Annotated in this window: 22 protein-coding genes and 1 tRNA gene; 17 read left to right on the top strand and 6 right to left on the bottom strand. The window is 32.4% G+C overall.

Going from position 1 to position 23,205, the window contains the following annotated elements; translation table 11 throughout:
* The 6 genes from metX to QWY88_RS00475 are packed head-to-tail and all read left to right on the top strand — an operon-like array spanning position 1 to position 5,811.
* The gene (metX, locus tag QWY88_RS00500; RefSeq protein WP_304542925.1) at positions 1–1,107 is read left to right on the top strand and encodes a homoserine O-acetyltransferase MetX; all 1,107 of its coding nucleotides are present in this window, start codon (positions 1–3) and stop codon (positions 1,105–1,107) included.
* Positions 1,100–1,291, top strand: a complete 192-nt coding sequence (xseB, locus tag QWY88_RS00495) for an exodeoxyribonuclease VII small subunit (protein ID WP_304542923.1) — start codon at positions 1,100–1,102, stop codon at positions 1,289–1,291. Before metX ends, xseB begins: the two co-directional genes overlap by 8 nt.
* The gene (locus tag QWY88_RS00490; RefSeq protein WP_304542921.1) at positions 1,291–2,091 is read left to right on the top strand and encodes a carbon-nitrogen hydrolase family protein; all 801 of its coding nucleotides are present in this window, start codon (positions 1,291–1,293) and stop codon (positions 2,089–2,091) included. Before xseB ends, QWY88_RS00490 begins: the two co-directional genes overlap by 1 nt.
* Positions 2,092–2,133: 42 nt before the next feature.
* Positions 2,134–2,802, top strand: coding sequence for a HesA/MoeB/ThiF family protein (locus QWY88_RS00485; RefSeq protein ID WP_304542920.1), 669 nt, complete (start codon positions 2,134–2,136; stop codon positions 2,800–2,802).
* Positions 2,803–2,819: 17 nt separating this feature from the next.
* Entirely contained in the window at positions 2,820–3,257 is a 438-nt protein-coding gene (locus QWY88_RS00480; protein ID WP_304542918.1) for an NUDIX domain-containing protein, read from the top strand.
* Positions 3,241–5,811 (top strand): plasma-membrane proton-efflux P-type ATPase, encoded by a 2,571-nt coding sequence (locus QWY88_RS00475; protein ID WP_304542916.1) that lies wholly within the window; start codon positions 3,241–3,243, stop codon positions 5,809–5,811. The genes QWY88_RS00480 and QWY88_RS00475 overlap by 17 nt, the downstream gene beginning before the upstream one ends.
* Here QWY88_RS00475 and QWY88_RS00470 read toward each other — a convergent pair whose 3' ends face one another.
* A complete protein-coding gene (locus QWY88_RS00470) occupies positions 5,812–7,545 on the bottom strand; it encodes a sensor domain-containing diguanylate cyclase (protein ID WP_304542913.1) in 1,734 nt (577 codons plus the stop codon).
* Positions 7,546–7,579: 34 nt separating this feature from the next.
* On the opposite strand from QWY88_RS00470, the gene QWY88_RS00465 reads away from it, so the two are divergent.
* The 3 genes from QWY88_RS00465 to QWY88_RS00455 all read left to right on the top strand — a co-directional run bounded on the left by QWY88_RS00465 (position 7,580) and on the right by QWY88_RS00455 (position 10,693).
* Positions 7,580–7,867, top strand: a complete 288-nt coding sequence (locus QWY88_RS00465; protein WP_304542911.1) for a hypothetical protein — start codon at positions 7,580–7,582, stop codon at positions 7,865–7,867.
* A 933-nt stretch (positions 7,868–8,800) separates the two neighbouring features.
* Positions 8,801–9,874, top strand: coding sequence for a patatin-like phospholipase family protein (locus tag QWY88_RS00460; protein ID WP_304542909.1), 1,074 nt, complete (start codon positions 8,801–8,803; stop codon positions 9,872–9,874).
* A gap of 54 nt (positions 9,875–9,928) precedes the next feature.
* On the top strand, positions 9,929–10,693 hold the full coding sequence (locus QWY88_RS00455) for a hypothetical protein (RefSeq protein WP_304542908.1): 765 nt from the start codon (positions 9,929–9,931) through the stop codon (positions 10,691–10,693).
* Between the two features lie 224 nt (positions 10,694–10,917).
* Here QWY88_RS00455 and QWY88_RS00450 read toward each other — a convergent pair whose 3' ends face one another.
* Positions 10,918–11,361, bottom strand: a complete 444-nt coding sequence (locus QWY88_RS00450) for a hypothetical protein (protein ID WP_304542906.1) — start codon at positions 11,359–11,361, stop codon at positions 10,918–10,920.
* Positions 11,362–11,566: 205 nt separating this feature from the next.
* Between QWY88_RS00450 and QWY88_RS00445 the strand changes: the two genes are divergently transcribed.
* Positions 11,567–12,388, top strand: a complete 822-nt coding sequence (locus QWY88_RS00445; protein WP_304542904.1) for a hypothetical protein — start codon at positions 11,567–11,569, stop codon at positions 12,386–12,388.
* A gap of 188 nt (positions 12,389–12,576) precedes the next feature.
* Here QWY88_RS00445 and QWY88_RS00440 read toward each other — a convergent pair whose 3' ends face one another.
* Positions 12,577–12,990: a hypothetical protein gene (locus QWY88_RS00440; RefSeq protein WP_304542902.1), complete on the bottom strand. Its 414-nt coding sequence runs from the start codon at positions 12,988–12,990 to the stop codon at positions 12,577–12,579.
* 244 nt (positions 12,991–13,234) lie between these two features.
* Here QWY88_RS00440 and QWY88_RS00435 point away from each other — a divergent pair, with 244 nt between their 5' ends.
* The 6 genes from QWY88_RS00435 to QWY88_RS00410 all read left to right on the top strand — a co-directional run bounded on the left by QWY88_RS00435 (position 13,235) and on the right by QWY88_RS00410 (position 19,505).
* Positions 13,235–15,013, top strand: coding sequence for an AAA family ATPase (locus QWY88_RS00435; protein ID WP_304542900.1), 1,779 nt, complete (start codon positions 13,235–13,237; stop codon positions 15,011–15,013).
* 47 nt (positions 15,014–15,060) lie between these two features.
* Positions 15,061–16,158 (top strand): hypothetical protein, encoded by a 1,098-nt coding sequence (locus QWY88_RS00430; RefSeq protein ID WP_304542898.1) that lies wholly within the window; start codon positions 15,061–15,063, stop codon positions 16,156–16,158.
* 142 nt (positions 16,159–16,300) lie between these two features.
* The gene (locus QWY88_RS00425; protein WP_304542896.1) at positions 16,301–16,558 is read left to right on the top strand and encodes a hypothetical protein; all 258 of its coding nucleotides are present in this window, start codon (positions 16,301–16,303) and stop codon (positions 16,556–16,558) included.
* A 142-nt stretch (positions 16,559–16,700) separates the two neighbouring features.
* A complete protein-coding gene (locus tag QWY88_RS00420; protein ID WP_304542894.1) occupies positions 16,701–18,029 on the top strand; it encodes a hypothetical protein in 1,329 nt (442 codons plus the stop codon).
* 10 nt (positions 18,030–18,039) lie between these two features.
* Positions 18,040–18,363 (top strand): MerR family transcriptional regulator, encoded by a 324-nt coding sequence (locus tag QWY88_RS00415; RefSeq protein ID WP_304542892.1) that lies wholly within the window; start codon positions 18,040–18,042, stop codon positions 18,361–18,363.
* Between the two features lie 80 nt (positions 18,364–18,443).
* The gene (locus tag QWY88_RS00410; RefSeq protein ID WP_304542890.1) at positions 18,444–19,505 is read left to right on the top strand and encodes a tyrosine-type recombinase/integrase; all 1,062 of its coding nucleotides are present in this window, start codon (positions 18,444–18,446) and stop codon (positions 19,503–19,505) included.
* Between the two features lie 80 nt (positions 19,506–19,585).
* Here the strand turns inward: QWY88_RS00410 and QWY88_RS00405 are convergent.
* Positions 19,586–19,676 (bottom strand) — tRNA-Ser (locus tag QWY88_RS00405).
* 65 nt (positions 19,677–19,741) lie between these two features.
* A complete protein-coding gene (gene pyrF / locus QWY88_RS00400; RefSeq protein ID WP_304542888.1) occupies positions 19,742–20,425 on the bottom strand; it encodes an orotidine-5'-phosphate decarboxylase in 684 nt (227 codons plus the stop codon).
* 131 nt (positions 20,426–20,556) lie between these two features.
* Between pyrF and QWY88_RS00395 the strand changes: the two genes are divergently transcribed.
* Positions 20,557–21,228 carry a TIGR01621 family pseudouridine synthase gene (locus QWY88_RS00395; protein WP_304542886.1) on the top strand — a complete coding sequence of 224 codons (672 nt, stop codon included), beginning with the start codon at positions 20,557–20,559 and terminating at the stop codon, positions 21,226–21,228.
* Between the two features lie 3 nt (positions 21,229–21,231).
* On the opposite strand, the gene acs is transcribed toward QWY88_RS00395, so the two are convergent.
* The gene (acs, locus tag QWY88_RS00390) at positions 21,232–23,196 is read right to left on the bottom strand and encodes an acetate--CoA ligase (RefSeq protein ID WP_304542884.1); all 1,965 of its coding nucleotides are present in this window, start codon (positions 23,194–23,196) and stop codon (positions 21,232–21,234) included.
* Positions 23,197–23,205: the final 9 nt, after the last annotated feature.

Here is a 23,205-nt window from a genome sequence, read left to right as displayed (position 1 = left end):
TTGAGTTTAAACCTACAAACACATACGGAACATTTTACTAACCCCTTATACCTAGAAAGTGGTCGTATTTTAGAACCTTATGACATAACATACGAAACATATGGAACTCTTAATGAAGAGAAATCAAATGTAATAGTAGTTTGTCATGCGCTCACGGGTTCACACCATGCTGCAGGTATCTATGAAGGTGAAAATAAAGCCGGTTGGTGGGATGGACTCATCGGTCCAGATAAAGCGATCGATACGAACAAATATTTTGTAATCTGCTCAAATGTAATAGGCAGTTGTTTTGGTTCAACGGGACCTATAAGTACACAACATCCTCACCACGAACCCTACCGTTATAAATTTCCGGTAATTAGCGTCAAAGATATGGTCAAAGCGCAAAGAATCTTGTTCGATCGCCTTGATATCCATAGAGTTGAAGCAATCATCGGTGGAAGCATGGGTGGGATGCAAGCCCTTCAGTTTGCGATCCACTATCCTAACTTTGCAAATAAAATTATTGCACTTGCAACAACACATGCAACGCAACCTTGGGCAATTGCTTTTAATAAAGTAGCTCAAGAAGCTATCCTCAAAGATCCAGACTTTCAACAAGGGTATTATGATCCAGAAGTGATAAAAGAGCAAGGTCTTTCAGGTATGGCTATAGGAAGAATGGCAGGACACATAAGCTTCTTGTCACCGGAATCTATGCAAAAAAAGTTTGGCCGTGACTATAAACGTACAGATGGACTTTATGAACTTTTTGGAAAGTTTCAAGTGGAATCGTACCTAGAATACAACGGTTATAACTTTACAAAATGGTTTGACCCGCTTTCTTATCTTTACATCACAAAAGCGATCAACATCTACGATCTTTCCCGCGGATTTGATTCTCTTAGCGATGCTCTTGACAAAGTGAGTGCAGACCTTCACCTTATAAGCTTTAAAAATGATCTTTTATTTAGAGACTTTGAAATGAAAGAGATTGCAGACGAGATGACACAACTAGGAAAAGAAAACTTTAACTACCTATGTGTAGAGAGTGATTACGGGCATGATGCCTTTTTGGTTGAACTAGAAAAATTTGATAGATATATAACAGAGGTTTTAAATGGATAATGAGACACAAAGTTTTGAACTTAAACTGGAAAATGCAAAAAAAACTCTTGAAAAACTAATGAATCCTGAGATTACACTAGAAGATAGCGTAAAAGAGTATGAAGCAGGTATGAAAGAGCTAAGCGAAGCACAAAAAATGCTTGAAGATGCACAGATTAAGATCCAAGAGATCAAAAGCAAATAATGAAAGCTGCCGTTTTACAACTAAGCTCACAAGGTCTTAGTTCTACAAAGCTCTTAAACTACATTAGAATTGCAAATAAAAAAGGGGTTAAACTTCTTTTACTGGGTGAATATATACTAAACCCTTTTTTTAAAGAGCTTCAATCTTTATCAATCTCTATGATCAAAGAGCAATCAACACAACAGATAAATATATTAAAAGATCTCTCAAGCACTTATGAGATAACTATTATTGCACCTATTATTGTTGTAAAAAAAGGGAAACCTTACAAAACAATCGCAAAATTTGCACCAAACTCAACATCTTACTATCAACAACAGATACTTATCAACTATCCGCACTGGAACGAAGAGAAGTTTTTTGCCAATGAGATTGAAACGATAAAAGCACCGTTAACGTTTAAGGTAGAAAATCTTAAGTTTGCCGTTGTAAGTGGCTTCGAGCTTCACTTTGATGAGATATTTAAAAAACTTAAAAACAAAAATATAGACTGTATTTTAATGCCAAGTGTTTCTACATTTGAATCTTACGAACGATGGAAAGCACTTATTCAGACACGTGCTTTTACAAACAACTGTTATGTATTACGAGCAAACAGAATCGGTGAATACCAAGAGAAAGATTTTACATGGAAGTTTTACGGAGACTCCGTCTTAGCATCTCCTGACGGTGAGATACTAACACACCTAGGAAATAAAGAAGAGCTTATGCTGGTAGATCTTTCTCACAAAGAGGTTGTAGCATCTCGTAGAATGTGGGGATTTCGAGAAGCAGTCAAACGAAGAGAAGTTAAGCTATAATTTTTTATGATATAATCACTTTTTTATGACAAAGGCTGAATTATGATGAAATACTTCCATCGCCAAGTACAACTATGGGGCGAAGAAACACAACAAAATCTACAATCAAAAAAGATCGCTATTATCGGTTCTGGAGGACTTGGTTCCTCTTTAGCATTTGCACTTGGTGCTAGCGGTATCGGAGAAATCCACATGGTTGATTTTGATGAAGTAAGTTTACATAATATCCATAGACAAATAGCTTTTAAAACGGGTGATGAAGGGAAAAACAAAGCCCAAATAAATGCACAGCTTATTGAGCAAAGATGCCCTTTTACGAAAGCTATTGCACACGATTGTGACTTTGCCGGCTGGGCAGCGAAAAATATAGAAGTGGACCTCATCATAGATGCGACAGACAATCTACCTACTCGCGGTGAGATCAACGAGTATGCAAAAGAAAAAAACCTTCCATGGGTCTACGGAAGTGTTGAAGCATTCCACGGACAAGTTTGTTTTATAGATGAGTCCTCTTTTTCCGATGCATTTAAAATTATCCAAAAAACACCTGCAGGGATTGCAGCTCCAATTGTGATGCATATAGCTTCTCTACAGGCGAACTTGGCATTACGCTTTTTAGCGGGACTTTCAGTCAAAAAAGATATGCTATACTATCTTTACTTTAATGATGAAGGTGAATTAATAACACAAAAGTTCACCCTGCCAAAATAAACCTTTAAGGATTTTCCATGGCATTTACCCCAAAAACTCCATATCTTACAGTTGACGGTATCGTTGAGATCTATAACGATGCTTCGGAGTTTCAAGGGATAATTCTGATACAGCGTAAATATGAGCCGATCGGTTTAGCAATCCCCGGTGGATTTGTCGATATCGGTGAAAAAATAGAAGATGCCGTAATTCGTGAAATGAAAGAGGAGATCTCTTTAGATGTAGAGATCAAAGAACTCTTAAACGTCTACTCCGATCCTGCAAGAGATAAAAGATTTCATACAGTATCTGTTGTTTTTGTATGCAAAGCTTACGGCACGCCTAAAGGTGCAGACGATGCAAAAGAAGCGTATGTTTATAGACTAGATCAACTACAACTCGATCAACTTGTCTTCGATCACGGACAAATTCTAAAAGATTACCTCAAAAAGTATCATCATGAGCAAAGAGACTGAAATCCCGCAAGGTTTAACATCACAAGAGGTTCAAGAAAAACTTGAACAATATGGTTATAACCAGTTAGACGAAAAAGAGGATAGCTGGTATAAAAGACTTTTTAAAAGATTTTGGGGACCTATCCCCTGGATGATCGAGATAGCTGCCCTACTCTCCTACTTTGCACACAAATACGAAGATTTTATCATTATTATGGTTCTATTGTTTGTCAACGCTTTTGTAGACTTTTTCCAAGAGTCTAAAGCATTAAGTGCTATCTCCGTATTAAAACAAAAACTACAACATCATGCTCTTGTATTTCGTGACAATCATTGGCAAACCGTAGAAGCTAAAGAGTTGGTTCCAGATGATCTCATAAAACTAAAAATCGGCGATATAGCCCCGGCTGATCTTAAACTACTTCCAAGTGAAGAGTTTTTACTCGTTGACCAATCAGCCTTAACAGGAGAATCTTTACCAGTAACAAAAAAAGGGGATGAAGAGGTCTATGCAAATGCGATCATAAAACAGGGAGAGATGTTAGCTAAAGTAACCAATACCGGAGCAAATACCTACTTTGGTAAAACAGTTGGTTTGGTAGCTAAAGCACAACATCAACAAAAAAGCCATTTTCAAAAAATGGTTTTAAATGTAGGGAACTTTTTAATTGCCGTAACTATAGTTATGATCTTGATTATCTTAGGTGTCGGGTATTACAGAGATGAGAGTATGAGTGAACTGCTTATCTTTTCACTTGTACTTACCATTTCGGCAATTCCTGTTGCAATGCCTGCCGTTTTAACAGTCACTATGGCGGTCGGAGCCAGGGTTTTGGCAAAAAAGAAAGCAATTGTCAGCAGACTCTCGGCTATTGAAGAGTTAGCAGGAATGGACATCCTGTGCTCAGATAAAACAGGAACACTCACTAAAAATGAGATGAGTCTCTCTGATCCGTTTACCCTCCATGGTTTTACTGCAAATGAACTCTACTATTATGCTGCATTAGCAAGTATTAAAGAGAATGAAGATCCAATAGAAAAACCTATCTTTACATATGTAGATGAGCATAAACTAAACGATAAACTAAGTAATGCCGAGTTTATAAAACATATACCTTTTGATCCAATCAGAAAACGTATAGAAGCTGTCTATAAAATTGACAATAACACTATAAACGTTATAAAAGGCGCACCGCAAGTTATCTTGTCTTTAAGTGATATCTCAGGCCATGCAAGAGAAACTGTAGAGGAGCAGATACACCAGTATGCTTTAAAAGGTTTTAGAACACTAGGTGTCGCATTTAAAAACAATGAAGATGACAAATATACCTTTGTTGGGATGATTCCACTTTACGATCCGCCAAGGGATGATTCACTAGATGCCATAGCTCAAGCACTTAATCAAGGTGTTACAGTTAAAATCGTTACAGGGGATAATATCGCTGTAGCACAATATATATCTTCAATATTGCAAATTGGTGAAGATATAGAGAATATCCGCGATCTAAAAGGCGAGAGTACAAAAGAGTACATCTATCTCTCTGAGCTTTTGTCTCGATCATTCATAAAAGTTCTTGAACCGAAAATATCTAATGTAAAGCTAGAACATTTAGTACAAACTGTTGTCAATGATGTAAAAGATCAACTCCATCATCGTCTCCCTTCGGGAACAGTACAAAAGCATGAATCTGAGATCATATCACTCATCGAAAATGCAAACGGTTTTGCTGAAGTTTTCCCTGAAGACAAATACTTTATAGTTGAAGAGCTTCAAAAAGCCAACCATATAGTAGGGATGACAGGAGATGGTGTCAATGATGCGCCCGCACTTAAAAAAGCGGACTGTGGAATTGCCGTCAGTAACGCAACAGATGCCGCAAGAGCAGCCGCAGACATTGTACTTACCCTACCAGGCCTTAGTGTCATTGTAGATGCAATAAAACAAGCGAGAATCACCTTTGAAAGGATGAAAAGCTATACAATTTTTAGAATAGCCGAGACTATACGCATTATACTCTTTATGACCTTGGCCATAGTTGTTTTTCAATTTTATCCCGTTACCGCTTTGATGATCATAGTTCTTGCACTTCTTAACGACATCCCTATATTGGCAATAGCCTACGACAATACCAAGATTCAGAACAAACCTATACGTTGGGATATGAAAGAGTTACTGGTACTATCTTCTTGGCTGGGGATCGCTGGTGTACTCTCTTCATTTTTACTCTTTTGGTATACGGTAACTATTTTAAAACTGCCGTTAGAACTGGTGCAGAGTATCTTTTTTGCTAAGCTTGTTGTTGCCGGTCACGGAACTATCTACAATACCCGTACAGATACATGGTTTTTCAAAAAACCTTATCCTTCGTTAACACTCTTCGGTGCAACATTTTTAAGTAGAATTGTAGGTACTATCATAGCTGTATACGGTTTTGGACTCATGGAACCTATAGGATGGGAGTGGGCTTTAGGTATGTGGGCATATGCAATGGTATGGTTTGTATTTAACGATATGGTAAAACTATCAGTATTGGACTTTTATCATAAAAAAGTTTTACACAGTTCTCAGCGTTAACTATTTAAACTGGACTACGCTGTTACGCCCTTTATTCTTAGCCTCATACAATGCTTTGTCTGCACGCAGTATTAAATCATCTATTTTATTATCGTTCATAGAATCAAGTGTAGTCACACCCGCACTTACTGTAAATAAAACATCTCCACGCTCTGTTATTACGGATAGTTCTTCAGTTCTTGATCTAATCTGCTGTGCTAATATAGTTGCTGATTCCAAGTCCGTATTTGGACAGAATAAGATAAACTCTTCCCCTCCGATTCTTGCGACTATATCTGATTCTCTAACATGTTGAAGTTGTTCTGCAAAAGCTTTAAGTACATCATCTCCGGCTGCATGCCCGTATGTATCATTAATATTTTTGAAATAATCAAGATCAAACATAATCAGACTCAACGGTTGAGAATCTCTTTTAGCTAGTTTTATAAACTTGCTACTCTCATTAAAAAGTGCCCTTCTATTGTATAAACCTGTCAATGCATCTTTATTTGCAAGTTTTTCAAGTTTATTTTTGGCTATTTCCAATTCCTGCGTTCGGCTCTGAACTTTATTATCTAACTCTTTATTTGTCTGCTCAATAATTTCCAGCTTTTCTGTTTCCAATACCTTAATACGATATGCCAACGCTAAAGCAAAAAAGATCATCTCACCAAATGACCCTACAATAATGCCGTAACGGGTAAAAATATTAAACTCTAAAATCCCATAAGCAGCAAGAGCAAAAAGTGTCCCCATAGATAAAAAACAAAATTGTGCTATTAAAAAATATATAGCAATTTTATTTCCGGCTTTATAACTTTGGTACCCTATAAAAAGTAAAAGAGGCAAAATAAAAGTTGAGAAAGTGTTCATAAAAAACAAGCTACGAGCAGGGTCAAACAACATACCAATTGAAAAAACTATATATAGATAGGCAACTACTTTTAGCATTTTTGCATACTGAGGCAACTGATGTTTCAGGTCTAAAAGAGAACGGGCAAAAAGCATTAAAAAAGCTTGAAAAAGCGGTATTGCCATCGAAAAAGCATAAAAACTAAATGTTGAACGGAAACTATCAAATGGAAAGATTCCTATAGAGATCATCTGCCAAACAGCAAAGCCACTTACAAAAAAGATGTAATAGAGATAAGAGATATCTCGAATAAAAAGAAAAATCCCCAAGTTGTACAATACTAAAGCAAGAACTGCACCTAGAAAAAAGATATGAAATAATCGTACTAAATAAGAAAACTCTTTTACACCCTCTTCATCAAAAAGGTGTATAGCGGTAAACATAGGGTATTTTGAAAACATTCGTATGTAGACAGTTTTCTGCTCATACGGGTTTAGCTCTATCTTTATCGTCGGTTTTACTACCTCTTTTTGCTTACTTTGAGTTAAATACCATACTCCATAATGCACCTCACTAAAACTGTTGTCATTATTGATAATGTAACTGTTTACTTGATCTAAATATGTCTCTGTAAAAAAAATAAAATATTTTAGTTTTTCTACTGAATCATTTTTTACCTTGAAACGGATCCAGAAAGCAGAGTCGCTATACCCCTTGCTAATATTGCTTTTATAGGGTTTGAAACTTGTTAAACTCTGAACTTCATTTAATGTAAGATTTTTTGTTTTATCTTCATAAATTTCCAATGGGAAATTACTAATCTTTTGCCCATTTGCAGTAATACTTATATCTTGTGCATAGATACTTACAATCATAAAAAAAAGCAAAAAGAAAATGCGCATTACTACTAACCTAAATTTTATCTATACTACTTCGATGATTGATTATAGTAGTATTGAACTTAAAATTTTCTGCCCTTGTCATGATCTTAAACTCAATTTTTCAAAGGAACGGAATCTGTATAAAGATAATTATTACTACAAGGAGCGAAAAATGTATAGTAATTGTTCAGATGAATATAATATGGTTGAGTTTGAAGATGAAAGAGTAAATCATTTTCTACATCATTTTGACGAATGCGATCTTGATACTTTAGAATATAACTTTGAGTTTGATTGTATAGAATCTAATACTGATTTTATAGAGGAAATTATATGGGATTAAACAAAAACATATAGTGCTCTTTTATTCAGATCGATATAAAAGAGTAGCTTTTTTTTGAAACTTTAACCCTTTTATTTAACCATCCAACTAACAGACTTATTCTTTTTTAGTTTTTGTAACTTTAATCTATCTAATGTACTGAGTTTTGCTTTTTTCATTGTTATGTCCTTTTTATTTTATGACATCATCATTTTAAAAGATATTCATTACTTAATTATTACAAAACATCTCTGCACCTTGACTGCTAACACTCTGCTAACGTAAATATCCTATACTTTCTCCACCAAACAAAGGAGAAAATTATGAAAAAAGTTTTAATGACACTAATGATTCTTGGAGCTATGGCTTCTAGCGCATTCGCTCACCATATGGCGGAGTATGATGATGCTGGAATCTATATTCCAGAGTGGTCACCGCATTTATTGATGGAGTTCTAAGTTATAGACCTAGCGTCTTTTTAAAATTTCATGGGGGATACTGCCATAAGTAGTATCTTCCTTATTCCCTCGAAAAACTTCTATCCCTTGATACTTTACTTTTCTATTGCTTTTTATAATGCCGTAAAAAGAGCTAATTTATTAGGTAGCTAATTGCACATTTTGGCACAAATATGACACATCTGAATTTTTTATGTTGAAAAAATATTTATTTTATGGATTTTAAGTAGTGGTGGTGGACAGAGAGGGAGCACGGTTTTGCATCCATTCTATACCACTCCATCCCAATAATACGGACTTATAGAAAATCAATTTATTCAAAAAAATAGCATTTTTTAGTATAAAACTGCACAAAAACTGCACAATTTTGACACATTATGTAACTAGAATTTTTTCATAACAAAAAGAACAATTTTAAATTTATAATATTTTTTTTAGTATAATTCTTTGATAAAAATATATTTTTATATTTACTGTATAAAAGGCATTAAATTTGATGGAAAAAAAAAGAATTGGAATTGCATTATCTGGAGGTGGTTTCAGGGCTTCTGTATTTCATATAGGTGTATTAAAAGCTTTAGCTGAAAATAATCAATTAGAGAATGTTGAGATAATTTCTACAGTATCAGGTGGTTCTCTGACAGTAGCACTCATATATAAACTAAATAATAATAAATGGCCAACTAGTCATGAATATTTAACTTCAATATTACCTAGTCTTCAAAAATACTTTGTAGAATTGAATTTAGGTGCCAATATTATTCAAAGACTTTTTTATCCTAAGAACTGGATAAATATTTTCAGTAGAGCTAATATAGTAGCTGATTCATTAAAAAATTATTGGCAAATAAATGCTTCACTGAATAATTTAGAAAAAAAACCTATTTGGGAAATTAATGCCACTACGAATGAAACTGGAAAGAATTGGCGTTTTTCTCAAGAAAAAATGGGAGATTATAAATTTGGAGTTATAAAGGATCCAACGTACTTTTTGTCTGATGCTGTAGCTGCATCTGCCGCTTATCCAGGAATAATTGGACGGTTCACATTAAAAACAAATAAATTTACAGGATGGGAAGTTTTTGATTGGAAAGACAAGTCTTATAAAGAGAAAAAAACACCTTTGGAGTTTAGTAAATTACACTTGTCAGATGGAGGACTATATAACAATTTAGGAGAAGAACCATTAATTGATGAGTTAGGGAAAAGTTTAGATAAGAACATTGATTTTTTTGTCATCAGTGATGCATCAAAACCTCTTTTAAATGAAAAAAGTAAGGCTTCATTTCGAATTTTAGCAAGAACTTTACGATTAATTGACATAGCCATGGACCAAATAAAAGCTCTAAGAACAAGAGCTATACATAGTTTTTTAAATAAACATCCTAAAGATGGAATTTTTGTTAGAATTGGCCAGTACCAAAAAGAGTTAAATGAAATATATGACTCAAAAGCAATTGGAAAAATAAAAACAAACTTTTTTTCCTTATCAGATGAAGAATATGAACTTCTAGTAAATTATAGTAATGAATTAACACATAAGAGTTTAAAGAAATATATAAAGAACTAAAAAGTAAAAGACAATGTTGTCAAAAAAATAAATTTTGTATTGCAAAGGAGTTTTATGCTTAAAAAACAAAAAGAGGAAATTATAGTACATATTCAAGATAACAAAAAATCTAATTCAGCTTTATATCAGATTATTGCAACTATTACTGGTGGAGCAATAGTCTTTGTAAGTAATTATATTGCAATGAATACTACTTATGAGTTGGAAAATAAAAAAATTATTGCAGAAAAAGAAAAATTAATATACGAAATTAACCATCAAAAAAAAATAGACGTTTTTACAGAATTCTCATACGCTATTGATAATTCATTTAAAGTATTTAATGAAAATACACCTGACAAGGTATATGGAGAATTGATGACAAAGTTTTTTCAACTCTTATTGGAAAAAAAATATGAAGAAGCTAATAATATTTTTTATGAAATACAAAAAATTTCTACACAATATTCATTTAATTTAGAAGAAGCAAATTTAACTTTGACAAAAACATCAGAAATGTTACATAAATATAAGTATAACTTACTACCTTATATTTCGAATAAAGATGACAGAATAGCCTTCGAAAAAAAATATAATCAACTTACAAGTTATTTTCAAAAAAATATAAATAATGTTAATTTAATAATCAATGATATTAATACATTACTTAGTACATATAAACCGGATAATCCAAATAGTATATATGAATACAGTAGATATATAGAAATTCACAAAGAAAAAACATATAATGCTTATTTGGCTGTAACTACAGATCTAGAAAGTGATATAAAAAACTTGAATGAGATAAAAACTTTTACATATAATATATTATTTAAATAATATGCTTGCATGAACACAATTTTATATCACTACTCAAGCTTTTTACTTAGTAATAAATTATGAATAGAGAGGGAATATAGGCACGATTTTTGCATCCATTCAATACCACTTTTATCCTGATAATACGGACTTAAAAAAATAAAAGTATCTAAAAACACAGTATATAATTTAGTATAATTCTACACAAAAACTGCACACTTTCTAGAAAAAAAGATTATATTTTCTTATAAACTTAATAATAATATAACATAGTAATTTGATTGTTCAAAATATAATAACAAGGAAAGGACTAGGGCCACATAAGTTTTATACTTTATGACTTTTTTCTTATAAAAAAAAGCAGTTTTTACTATTACTTCTTTTGCACAATGCATATTTTGAAACACTGGTTGAGTAAGTAATCCAGCAATTATAAACATAATCATAGTATAAAAAAGAAAAACAGTCATACTAATAAAATATGTCTCAAATAGATACAATCCAGGACTATGCATTAATGTTTCAAAAGACAAAAAAAAATCTTTAGATTTCTTAATATGATAAAGTGTTAGTAATATGACCAGTATATAAAAAACTGCTTTAAATAACATATTTATCATTCCTTTACACATCATTTTTGGAAGAAAGTCTTCTATTTCTCCAAAAACATCTAATACTTCTATACTCATTTTAAGTGCCTTGCAGTTTGATATTAAATTATTATAATATACACTATGTGTAAAGCCAGAAAATCTTACAAATTGTCAAATTTTTCTTTGTATTATGTAACAAAATAAGATATTTTACTAAAATACTTTTCATAATTTAATTTTTGTATATTAGAATACGTACATTGTTATAATAAACTTTACTATCATAATCAGGAGTTCATTAGTGAATTTAAAAACACCAGGAGAAATAGAACGTTTTTTTAGAAAAGAATTAGGGGCAATTAATCCTTATATGTGTCTTATTGACTCCGCAGTAAAAGAGTTTAAAAATAAACCTTTATCTGAAATAAACTCTCTTAACAAAAATTCTGGACACCCAAATATATATTTAGAACATTTAGAATTAAATAAGTTACAAGAATTAGTTAATATGTCCCATATTGCATATATTAATAGTAAAGCAGAAACTGCATGTAATTCTATTATGAATTTAAAAGAAATGAATAAAAACCATAAAAATGTAAATGTTGGTGATTATCTTAGAAAAACTATTTTTGTAGTTCATAGAAGTAAATATAACCTTGAGGAACTAAAGTCTAAAGAAAAATTTGATTTTGATGAAAAACTGGGGAATAAACTTGAGGAGTTTTTAGGTAAAGAAGAGTTTCATGTAATAGACTATTACCGTAAAATTCGTAACAGTAGTTTTCACAATAGTAACCGTAGTATTTTTCTAAGAGATGACTACTTTAATGAAACATTATTAACATCAATTGAAAACAAATTTGGCTATCGACCAAATAATAATAAAACATTGAATGAAAACGACATCTATATATTATCATTAGCTTGGCAAAATGCAATATCTAGTATTTGTAAATCGTGTATTGATATACATCATTCTATAATACCTAATTTACAAAAACGATATAGTCATGTCCCTCAAAAACGTCGTCTAAATGGGATTAGGCAATCACTACAACAAGAATATCTCTTGACAAAAAATGAAGTAGATGATATTATTCATAGAATAAAATTTGACTGATTAGCATTGCGGTTTCAATGTGCACCCGTCTTTGGTAAAGTGGTATTTGTACTATTTTGACAAGGGTGAGAAGAAGGTTCAAATCCTTCATCAGTCATCATCATCGCACCCAGTTAAATCCCATATATAAAATAATCTCATTATACTTTGTGATTCATAAGTAACCGCACACTTTTTATGAACTTGAATTAATTGAATATAATTAGATAATATTTTCTAATTACCTTATATGCTTTTTTAAATACAAAATTTAAATACACAAGCCAAACTACTAAAACGTTTGGAAGACTACAAGAAAATCGTTCAAAAATCCAAGAAAATAATAAGAAGGTACCCATTGCTTCAATAGCAACTCCTGCACCCACTAAAAAATGGAATAACATAAAAAAAGGAGAAAATACAGGATTAACTTCATTATATAAATAGTTAACAATACCCTCAGTAAATCCATATGATGTAAGAATTCCGGCTATTGAACCAAAAGTTACCAACATATTTCTTCTTCTATATGCTCTATCCTCTTTATTTAAATCTATATTATGATATTTAAAAGCATAAAAATTCAACTTAACAACTACATACATCAAGGTAATTCCTAACATTTCTTACTCCTACTTTTATAAATTTGTAAAATCTTATAATAAATGTATAATTATTAATTATACATTAAAATAATCCGCTTTCTTGATGCCAAATTAAAAAAAACTTTAAAGAATACAAAGATGATGAAAGTTCTTTTTTTCCCTTTGATGGCACCTTTTAATCTTTTAATTTTCAAAATATACATAAATGCTATATACAACTTTGATATAATAGCAAACTAAAAACAACTAAATTTAATTTTAAATGATTGGAGCAACCTTGTACCTCAAAAATATAGCTATTAAAAATATTGGCCCAATTGATGAACTGTCAATACAACTACCATTCAATGAAAATGGAAATCCAAAACCTCTACTATTAGTTGGTGAAAATGGCGCAGGAAAAACCATGTTTCAATCACAAATAATAGATAGTCTTTATGAAATTGGGAGTAACTTATTTCATGATGTCGGTATCAAAGGAGCAGAAGGAAGAAATTATTATAAAGTTTCTGGAGCAATTAACTTACAGATAGGAAAAGATAAAGGTTTTTCACTACTTAGTTTTGTTGATTCTGAAAATCAGAAAATAGAATATTTTGACAAAATAGGTAATGTAACAAAACAGGATTTTACAAGTGCTATAGCTGACTATTCTCTATCTCCTAATGGTCAAAATGGCAACCAAAAGCATGAAATAGTGATTCATGATACTATAAAAAAGGAAAATCTAGAAAAAGAATGGATTCAGGAGGTTCATATATTTCAACCAGCATATAGATACGAAGAACCTTTTTGGAAAAATGAAATCTTTAAAGATAAGCAGAGATTTGAAGATAAAGTGAACTATACAGGAGTACTTGGTAAAGAAATAGAAATTATTTCTTCGACAAAAGAAAATAAAGCTTACTTAATGGATTTGGTCCTTGATTTTACAAATAATAGAGCAAATACAATCGACCAAGTTACTTGGAATAATATCAATAGTATATTAAGGAAGATTAAGAAAAAAGACAATATACGTTTTGGAATAGGTCCTAGAGGTGGTTATAGAGTGAGTATAGTAGAAGTTGGAGAGAGTTTAGAACCAGTAAAGACTGTCTTACCAAGTATTGATAACCTTTCATTGGGTGAATCAATTTTACTTAACCTATTTATTAATATAATTCGTCATGGTGACAAACCTCCAAAATTAACAACAGATATACGAGGAATAGTTGCAATTGATGAAATAGATGTTCATTTACATACTGATTTACAAAATGCTGTTTTACCTGAACTTATACGGCTCTTTCCAAAAGTACAATTTATTATTACTACACACTCCCCATTATTTATACTAGGTATGAAAAATGTTTTGGGAGAAAACAACTTTGAAATAAGGAACATGCCAAATGGAGAAGTTATAACAGCAGAAAGATTTTCTGAATTTGAAAATGCTTATAAAGTATTGAAAGATACTCAAAAGTATGAAGCCGATATGAATATTAAAATACAAGAACTCAATAAGCCTATAGTGTTTGTTGAAGGTCCAACAGATGTAAAATATATTCAAAAAGCTTATCAACTATTTGCTAAAGAAAAAGACTTACAGAATTTTGATATTGATATAATTGGAGAAGATACAGGAACAGGTACAAAAAACTCAAATAATTTTGCTTTAAAGAATGCAAAAAACTTTATTAAATCAAATATAGGTTTTGTAAAACAAAAGGTGTTATTACTTAATGATCCAGAAGAGAATGTAGCAGATGAAACTATTAACAACCTTCTTTATGTAAGAAAGATGAAGCAATATGATGAAAATCCATTACAACATGGTATTGAAAACTTATTTCATAAAACTTTTATAGACCAATTAAAAGAAGCTAAAAAAGATTGTTTTCAATACCAAGTAATTGGTGGTGAAGAAAAAAATTTAAAAATAGTTAATGGGAAAAAAGTAGAAATCTGTGAATGGATTTGTGAAAACGCTCAACAAGAAGAGTTTGAAAACTTTCAATATATTATTGACATTATAGAAGATTTTCTCAAAGTTCAATAAATAAAAATAAAGCTACCTATATAAAGGAATTAAAATTTTGGATAATTATGAAATACATTAATATTATAATTAAATTTATAATTTGGTTTCCAATTATAATGCTCGTATTTATTTTTTCATCAAAGTTATTTGAACTTTTATTTCAAAACAAACACTATAAGTTAAAAGAAGACCTAACATCAGAAGATGGAGAAAGTATTCGTGAAGAATGGCAAAACTTTCTTCAAAAATATACTGTCCAAGAAGATTATCAAGAGGAATGTATCAAAACATTAGAATACTTTAGTAGTTTTGATAAAATTGTTATTTTTGACTCTGAAAAACAAAACCCTCAATTTGTAGGAATTAAATATATTTTTCATATATTATCTCTAGCTCACGAAGCTCTCCAACATTTAGAGCAAGTAACAGCTCAAGACAAAAAAATTTCTTACTATGAATCCAATAAAAATGCTTCATTAGATAGCTTGATAGACCACTATATTAAAAAACTAGAATCTAAAAATGAAGATAAACTTCTAACAAAAATAGCAAGAAATGAAGTTCGTCTTCGTAAATTCATTGTTAAATTAAAAAAACATGATACATTGTTTATAAACTTTTATCTTATGCTGTATGCCTTACTTCCAATGGAAGATTATTTTCCTAAGAAAAAGAAAAAAGATAAAGAAGATTTAAAACTCTTTCAAGATTTATTTGAATTTTTTCGTATAGGTCATGCAACATCTAATCAAATTTATAAAAGTGTAGCTATTCAAATATATAGTTTGTATAAACATAATATCTCTAAAGCTGACTTATCCACAAAAACAACAGATACAAAACTCAAAGAAGAAATTGGAAAGTTAATTGATTATACTTTTAACACTGAAAAACCCTATCAAAACTTTACTGGTATAGTACAAGAAGCCTATGTAAAAAACATTATTTATAATTTTCCTCTCTTTGAATGCGATTCAAAACTCACTAATAAACAAATACATAGGTTTAAGTTCTACTTTTTAGGAAAAAATAGTTTAGTTCCAAAATATATTCCTAAATTTATGAGAAAATATTTTCTCAATAAATTTTTAGATACACCCCTCTCATACTACCAAAAAATGGTGCGTATAAAACTTTTCGGATTAGTTCAGAAAAAAATATAAAATTCTTTTTTAACCTGAAGAATAACTCTTTCATAAAACATCCTACATGTGAAACAATACTACTTGTCAATTGATATTCAAAAAACATCTCGGTGTTTCTTTACGCGTATAAGTTTTCATTTCATGCCAAAAGGATTCAAAAATGGCAACTTATAAAAAAGCAAAACTTCTGCATATATTTACAAGTGCAGATTTTACAAAAGAAGACGGTTCTACAGTTGCGGGCAAAGTAAAGCTCCAGCTCTTAGAAACAATTACTCTTCGTAATGGTGAAATTAAAAATGAGTTGATAGATATCTCTATCCCAAAAGATAAATACAATCTCTATAAGGACAAAGTAGGTTCAACAGTAGAGGTTGAAGTTGGAATCATAGGCAAGTGTAGTTTCTACGGAATCTAGATTAACAAATTCGCAGTGAGAGAAGCGTTCGGCTCGGCTTGTCGGCATTACGACAAGAGAGAGAAAGCGTATCGAACAGCGGTTAAGTTTACCGAGTATTCTTGGTAATACTCGGTTCTTAACATATTTACAAGGAAAAATGATGGAAAACAATAACAATATATCCACACTTTTACCTCGTGTAATTTGTGGAATAGATACTCTTTACTACTTCTATGAATCTAATGACAACTACGACAATATGTTCCTAGATATATTAGACCAACTCGAAGATGCAAAGAGCAGATTCGATAAAAGAGAAATCTCTTATGAATACAGAGATTTAAAAGTATCAATAAACAATCAAGTGTTTGAATACAACGGTAAAGCTCAAGGGTTCTACTGGTTCACACATATAGATGATTATTTCAAAGTAGGCTTTAAAGACTATATGACAAACAGAGCTTTAAATGATATTCAAATACAGCTCTTAGGTATAGGTATTTATACATTAGGATTAAAATCAATTCTAAGCTATATAGATGAACTCTTTAAAGAGGTTTCAAGCGGATATAGACCAATAACAAGGGTTGATTTAAATATCTTTGTTCAAAGTGATTTATCTTGGCTTACTAAAGATATGTTTGTAAGCAGAAAAAGAAGATATACAACTCACTCCAAAGAAGTAGCTTCAAAGTATAAACTTCAAACTCTCTACATAGGCAAAGAGCCTTTCTTACTTCGTATTTATGACAAAAGAGAAGAACTTAAAAGCTCCAAGAAAAAAGAGTTGATGTATGAGTACTTTGCTAACCATGACTTTATTGAGAATGAAGCTATATTCAATGTTGAATTTGAACTACATAGGAAGTATTTAAAGACTTACAACATCACAACAGTAGATGAACTCTTAGGAAAAGCAGAACAGCTCTTTAGTGAGTGTATGGAAAATATACGACTAGTTGATTTATCAACTATCTCAAACAATTCAATAAAGAGTTCCAACAGATACAAAGCAGAGATGCATCCACTTTGGCAGCATCTTAAAGAGTCTTACAAACTCAAAGACTTCTTAGCAGTTGATACACCACTGGAACGTATCAAGAGAAAGAGTTATACATATACAATTGAAGATGCTATCAAAGAGCATATATCTTTAGCTCGTAAACACTATATACATGGTGGAGTTGTAGATGAACAGTTTTATGAAGAAGTACTTCAAGCATTTGAGAGAACTTTAAAGCCTAAATATGAAGATATAAAAATATCTCAAACGCAATCTCAAGAACTAGAAATTGTTTATGAAACAGTAGCTAGTGAAATCAATATTACGGAACTTACAGACTTAGAACTAGAGAAGTATATAAAAATGATTGAAGTGTCTATGAATGAGCCTGATTTAGATTTACATGTTCTTATTAAAAAGCATCAATTAGCTTGTATAGAGTTAGAGTCAAGAGGCAAACATCTTCAACAGGAATTTCCTTTTTAGGTGGTGGAATATGAATTATGAAGCATTTAATAATTTAGAACTAATTCCTCAACTATTTGACTTAATAGAAGAGCTAAAAAATACAAGTACCAACTCTGATAAAAGATGGTTAAGTGTAAAAGAGTTAAGCGAATATCTCACATTTGGAAAAGATAAAATCTATAAAATGGTTGATGTTATTTTCATAGAGGGAGAACACTATTATCGTAAAGAGAACAGACTCTTATTTGACAAAGAGAAAATTGATGATTGGGTATTAAATACTCCCGAAAAACTTGACTTTCAAAGTACTATTCAAATTATTGATGATGTGGTTGCCTCAATCAAAAAATAAACCTTTAAAAAATAATAGCCTATAATACGACTTTCTTGAGTCCGTATTATTTGGTTTTTAAATTTTTAGGAATTTTAAAAATGAAAATAAAATCAAGAAACAATAAACTATATTTACACTTTGCACATGACGGAAAATTTGTACGAAAGTCTTTAAAACTAGAAGATACTTTTAAAAATAGGACTTTAGTAAAAAAACAAATTATTCCTGAAATCCAAAAACAATTAGTGCTAGGTGAGTTCTTTGAAGAAAAAGAAGAAAAACCAACTGTTGATGAGTTTGTAAAATTAAGCTTTTCTCTGCACAAGCATCATAGAAGAGAATTAACTCAAAAAAAGTATGAAGATATTTATAGACTTCATATACAACCAACATTTGGTCATAAACAGATTGATAAAATCAAACGTGCTGAACTTTTTCTTTGGCAAAACAAACTTTTAGATACTCGAACAGGTAAAACGGTAGTATCAATTAGAACAGTTCTTATGAGTATCTTTGAAGATGCCTATAAAGAGGAGATAATTGAGAAGAACTATCTTAAACTTGTTGACCCACCAAAGGTAGTTGAAACTAGAGAAAAAAAGCCTTTTACAGTTGAAGAGATGTACACAATACTAGATAATGCACCTGAACATATCAGAGCTTATTTTGCGATAGGTTTCTTTGCAGGTTTACGTACTGGTGAAATAATAGCTTTGCGATGGCAAGATATAGATTTTGAGAACTGGATGATATATGTTCGTCACAGTATCAGAGCTGGTCTATTTACTGCTCCAAAAACAAAAGCAAGTATTAGAGACATTGAAATTATTGATGCACTCAAACCTTATCTCATAGCACATAGAGAACAAGCAAGTGATGAAAGTGTCTTTTTGTTTGAAACTTATGTCGGAAAACCTTATGCAAGAAGTGACAAGATTAGTTCTCACTATTGGAAAGCGATTTTAAAGGAACATAACATTCCATATAGAAATCTCTATCAAATGAGACATACGTTTGCTAGTCAAATGCTTATGAATGGTGAAGATATACTTTGGACTTCTCAAATGTTGGGTCATAAAGACAGTACTATGACACTAGAAAAATATGCTAGATATATTCCACAAAAGAATGTAAAAAGGGCTAGTTTTTTAGATAGATAATTGCACATTACTGCACAAAAACTGCACACTTAGTTTTAAGAACTCTGAAATTGCTTATTTTAGGGGGATTTTCAATCAAGTGGTGGACAGAGAGGGATTCGAACCCTCGGTACAGTTACCCATACGCATCCTTAGCAGGGATGTGGTTTCAGCCAGCTCACCCATCTGTCCTTTGGAGGTCGACATTATAATAATGTTTATATAATATTTTGCTTAAAACTCGAAAGTTTTAAGCATTATATCTGTTCTAAGATTTTTTCAACTACTTCAGCAGGGTTTTCAGCTTTATATATAGGACGTCCGACTACTATGAAATCAACTCCGGCACCTTGTGCGTAAGCTACATCTGCAACACGTTTTTGGTCACCTGCATCTTCACCAAATGGACGGATTCCAGGCGTTAATGTCATAAACTCGTTTGAAGTAATATTTTTGATCGATGCACTCTCAAACGCAGAACATACAACACCGTCAAGTCCACAATCATATGCATCTTTTGCAAACTGGTCAGCCTTTGCAGCGATAGACTGCTCATATACAGCCGTGAACTCATCTTCTGCAAATGAAGTTAGAGCAGTTACCGCTAGCACGATCGGACGTTGTTCATAGCTTGAGAGTCTATCCATAACCTCTTTCATCGCACGACGCCCTGCACTTGCATGAACGTTAAACATATCAACACCAAGCCCCATGATCGACTCAGCAGCATCTGCCATAGTATTTGGGATATCGTATAGCTTTAAATCCAAAAAGATTTTAAAATTTGGATTGATATCTTTGAGTGCTTTTAAAAACTCTTCACCGTCACGAATATAAGTTCGAAGACCCACTTTGAGCCAAACATTGTAATTTTTGATTTTTTCAACTAACGCAAGGTTCTCTTCTTTAGAAGGAAGGTCTAATGCTACACATAATTCCATAATCATTCTCATCGTCATAAATTTTATGAAATTATAACACTTTAGAGTTTGGTTCAGCCTTATTTGCAGTTTACAAGGAGAAACTATCTATAATGTCAAAATAATTACATACTAAGGTAGAGTACCCTGCGATGAAACTTCTTTATGAAAACAACGATTTTGCAATTGTCTCAAAGCCTGCAGGAATGAATTTTCACTCAGAAGATGAAGCAGGATTTGTTGTCCTTGCATCTGAAATGACGGGATCTAAACTTTTTCCTGTTCATCGTTTGGACAAAATGACATCGGGACTTGTGATCCTTGCTAAAAGCAGTGAAATTGCAAATGCATTTTTGCAGCTATTTGAATCACGCAAAATTGAAAAATACTATCTGGCAATCAGTCTGAGAAAACCGAAGAAAAAGATGGGAAAAATTGTAGGTGATATGCAAAAGTCAAGACGAGGAAGTTGGAAACTGTTACATACTAAAAACAATCCTGCAATAACTCGCTTTATCTCGACATCTTTAACTACAGGTGAAAAACTTTTTTTAGTAAAACCATACACGGGTAAAACACATCAAATAAGGGTAGCTTTAAAGTCTATCGGTTCTCCTATAGCGGGGGATGAAAGATATGCAGCTGTTGAAGATGCAAAGCAACTGGATCGTGGGTATCTTCATGCATATGCATTGAAGTTTGTTTTAAATGGGGAATCTTATTCTTTTAGATTTCCCCCTGATGAGGGAAAATTGTTTTTAACACAAGAGTGTCAAAATCACATAATGCTCTGGGAAAAGCCGGAGACTTTTTTTAAAGGCTAAGTCTTATTTAGACTTAACCATAGTTTCGATTTTTTCAACTACTGAAGGATCTTCTAGTGTTGAGATATCTTGAGTGATCTCTTCACCTTTCGCAATTGAGCGAAGGATACGACGCATAATTTTTCCAGAACGAGTTTTTGGAAGTCCCGGAGCAAATACGATATCGTCACATACAGCAATGTTACCGATCTCTTGTTTGATGTGAGAGTTGATAATTTTCATCTCTTCAACTTCATCAGCTACACCGTTGTCAGATTTTAATACAACATAAGCAAAGATACCTTCACCTTTAATCTCATGTGGTTTACCAACAACTGCAACCTCTGCAACATTCCAGTGTTTTTTGATTGCTGCTTCAACTTCAGCAGTACCCATTCTGTGACCACTTACGTTGATAACGTCATCTGTACGACCCGTGATCGTAATGTAACCGTCTTCATCGTAGATAGCACCGTCACCAGTGAAGTAAACAGCTTTGTCATCTTTTTTCACATCACCGAAGTAAGATTTGATAAATCTTTCAGGATCACCCCAAACACCACGGATCATTGACGGCCAAGGACGTGTAACACACATATAACCTTTTTCATTTACACCAACTTTTTTACCAGTTTCAGGATCTAAGATCTCACCCATGATACCCGGTAGTGGTAATGTAGCACAAGCAGGTTTAATAGGAGTAGCACCCGGTAATGGAGAAACGATGTGACCACCTGTTTCTGTTTGCCAGTAAGTATCCACGATAGCACACTTAGATTGACCAACTTCTTCATAGTACCATTTCCATGCCGGTGGATCGATTGGCTCACCAACAGTTCCAAGAACTTTAAGAGATGAGATGTCATATTTTTTAGGCTCATCTTCACCCGTTTTGTGTAATACACGAATTGCAGTTGGAGCTGTATAGAATTGGTTAATTTTATACTCTTCTACCATTTGCCATGGACGACCAGCATCAGGGTATGTAATAACACCCTCAAACATTACTGTTGTAGCACCCATTGCAAGTGGACCGTAAACAATGTAAGTATGACCTGTAATCCAACCGATATCTGCAGTACACCAGTAAGTATCGTTCTCTTTTACGTCAAATACCCATTCCATAGTCATTTGTGCCCAAAGAATATATCCAGCAGAGTTATGCTGAACACCTTTTGGTTTACCAGTTGAACCTGATGTATAAAGTAAGAATAATGGATCTTCAGCATCCATAGGTTCTGCTTCACATACTGAAGATTTAGATTTGATCAGTTCATTGTAAGAGTAGTCACGTCCAGCAACCCACTCAACATCTTCGTTGTTTCTCTCAACAACTAGAACTTTCTCAACTACGTCACACCCTTCAAGTGCAGCATCAACAACAGGTTTTAGCATATACGGCTTAGTTTTTCTAAACGCACCGTCAGCTGTAATAACAACTTTTGCTTCAGCATCTTCGATTCTATCACGTAGAGCCTCTGCAGAGAAACCACCAAATACGATCGAGTGGATTGCACCAAGTCTAGCACAAGCTAACATAGCAAATGCAGCTTCAGGAATCATCGGCATATAGATAACTACACGGTCACCTTTTTTAACTCCGAAGTCTTCTTTTAAAAGATTTGCAAATTTATTTACTTGATAGTAAAGTTCAAGATAAGTGATGATTTGTTTGTCACCTCTATCACCTTCGAAAATGATAGCCGCTTTATTTTTACGAGACTCTAAATGGCGATCAATACATTGGCTAGCAACATTAAGCTTACCACCATTGAACCATTTTACAAATGGGAAGTTTGATTCATCTAGTACCTCATTAAAAGGTTCCATCCAATCCAGTTTCTCTTGTGCATAACGTCCCCAAAAACCTTCATAGTTTTCCATAGCCTCATCTTGAAGCGCTTGGTACTCACACATGTTTTTTATTCTTGCCGTTTTAGCGAACTCTTTGTTTGGTTTAAAAACCGGTTTAGTTTGAATCTCTGACATTTACAGTCT

The organism is Sulfurimonas sp. hsl 1-7 (assembly GCF_030577135.1).
Lineage (GTDB): Bacteria > Campylobacterota > Campylobacteria > Campylobacterales > Sulfurimonadaceae > Sulfurimonas > Sulfurimonas microaerophilus.
This window is presented reverse-complemented; position numbering and strand designations above follow the sequence as displayed.

Excerpts from the sequence above, each read along its gene's own strand:
- acs (WP_304542884.1), bottom strand. The coding sequence starts at position 23,196 with ATGTCAGAGATTCAAACTAAACCGGTTTTTAAACCAAACAAAGAGTTC.
- pyrF (WP_304542888.1), bottom strand. The coding sequence starts at position 20,425 with ATGGAATTATGTGTAGCATTAGACCTTCCTTCTAAAGAAGAGAACCTT.
- QWY88_RS00490 (WP_304542921.1), top strand. The coding sequence starts at position 1,291 with ATGAAAGCTGCCGTTTTACAACTAAGCTCACAAGGTCTTAGTTCTACA.
- QWY88_RS00415 (WP_304542892.1), top strand. The coding sequence starts at position 18,040 with ATGAATTATGAAGCATTTAATAATTTAGAACTAATTCCTCAACTATTT.
- QWY88_RS00450 (WP_304542906.1), bottom strand. The coding sequence starts at position 11,361 with ATGAGTATAGAAGTATTAGATGTTTTTGGAGAAATAGAAGACTTTCTT.
- QWY88_RS00435 (WP_304542900.1), top strand. The coding sequence starts at position 13,235 with ATGATTGGAGCAACCTTGTACCTCAAAAATATAGCTATTAAAAATATT.
- QWY88_RS00420 (WP_304542894.1), top strand. The coding sequence starts at position 16,701 with ATGGAAAACAATAACAATATATCCACACTTTTACCTCGTGTAATTTGT.
- QWY88_RS00410 (WP_304542890.1), top strand. The coding sequence starts at position 18,444 with ATGAAAATAAAATCAAGAAACAATAAACTATATTTACACTTTGCACAT.
- QWY88_RS00440 (WP_304542902.1), bottom strand. The coding sequence starts at position 12,990 with ATGTTAGGAATTACCTTGATGTATGTAGTTGTTAAGTTGAATTTTTAT.
- QWY88_RS00475 (WP_304542916.1), top strand. The coding sequence starts at position 3,241 with ATGAGCAAAGAGACTGAAATCCCGCAAGGTTTAACATCACAAGAGGTT.
- QWY88_RS00395 (WP_304542886.1), top strand. The coding sequence starts at position 20,557 with ATGAAACTTCTTTATGAAAACAACGATTTTGCAATTGTCTCAAAGCCT.
- xseB (WP_304542923.1), top strand. The coding sequence starts at position 1,100 with ATGGATAATGAGACACAAAGTTTTGAACTTAAACTGGAAAATGCAAAA.
- QWY88_RS00470 (WP_304542913.1), bottom strand. The coding sequence starts at position 7,545 with ATGCGCATTTTCTTTTTGCTTTTTTTTATGATTGTAAGTATCTATGCA.
- QWY88_RS00460 (WP_304542909.1), top strand. The coding sequence starts at position 8,801 with ATGGAAAAAAAAAGAATTGGAATTGCATTATCTGGAGGTGGTTTCAGG.
- QWY88_RS00430 (WP_304542898.1), top strand. The coding sequence starts at position 15,061 with ATGAAATACATTAATATTATAATTAAATTTATAATTTGGTTTCCAATT.
- QWY88_RS00480 (WP_304542918.1), top strand. The coding sequence starts at position 2,820 with ATGGCATTTACCCCAAAAACTCCATATCTTACAGTTGACGGTATCGTT.
- QWY88_RS00465 (WP_304542911.1), top strand. The coding sequence starts at position 7,580 with ATGATTGATTATAGTAGTATTGAACTTAAAATTTTCTGCCCTTGTCAT.
- QWY88_RS00485 (WP_304542920.1), top strand. The coding sequence starts at position 2,134 with ATGATGAAATACTTCCATCGCCAAGTACAACTATGGGGCGAAGAAACA.
- QWY88_RS00425 (WP_304542896.1), top strand. The coding sequence starts at position 16,301 with ATGGCAACTTATAAAAAAGCAAAACTTCTGCATATATTTACAAGTGCA.
- QWY88_RS00455 (WP_304542908.1), top strand. The coding sequence starts at position 9,929 with ATGCTTAAAAAACAAAAAGAGGAAATTATAGTACATATTCAAGATAAC.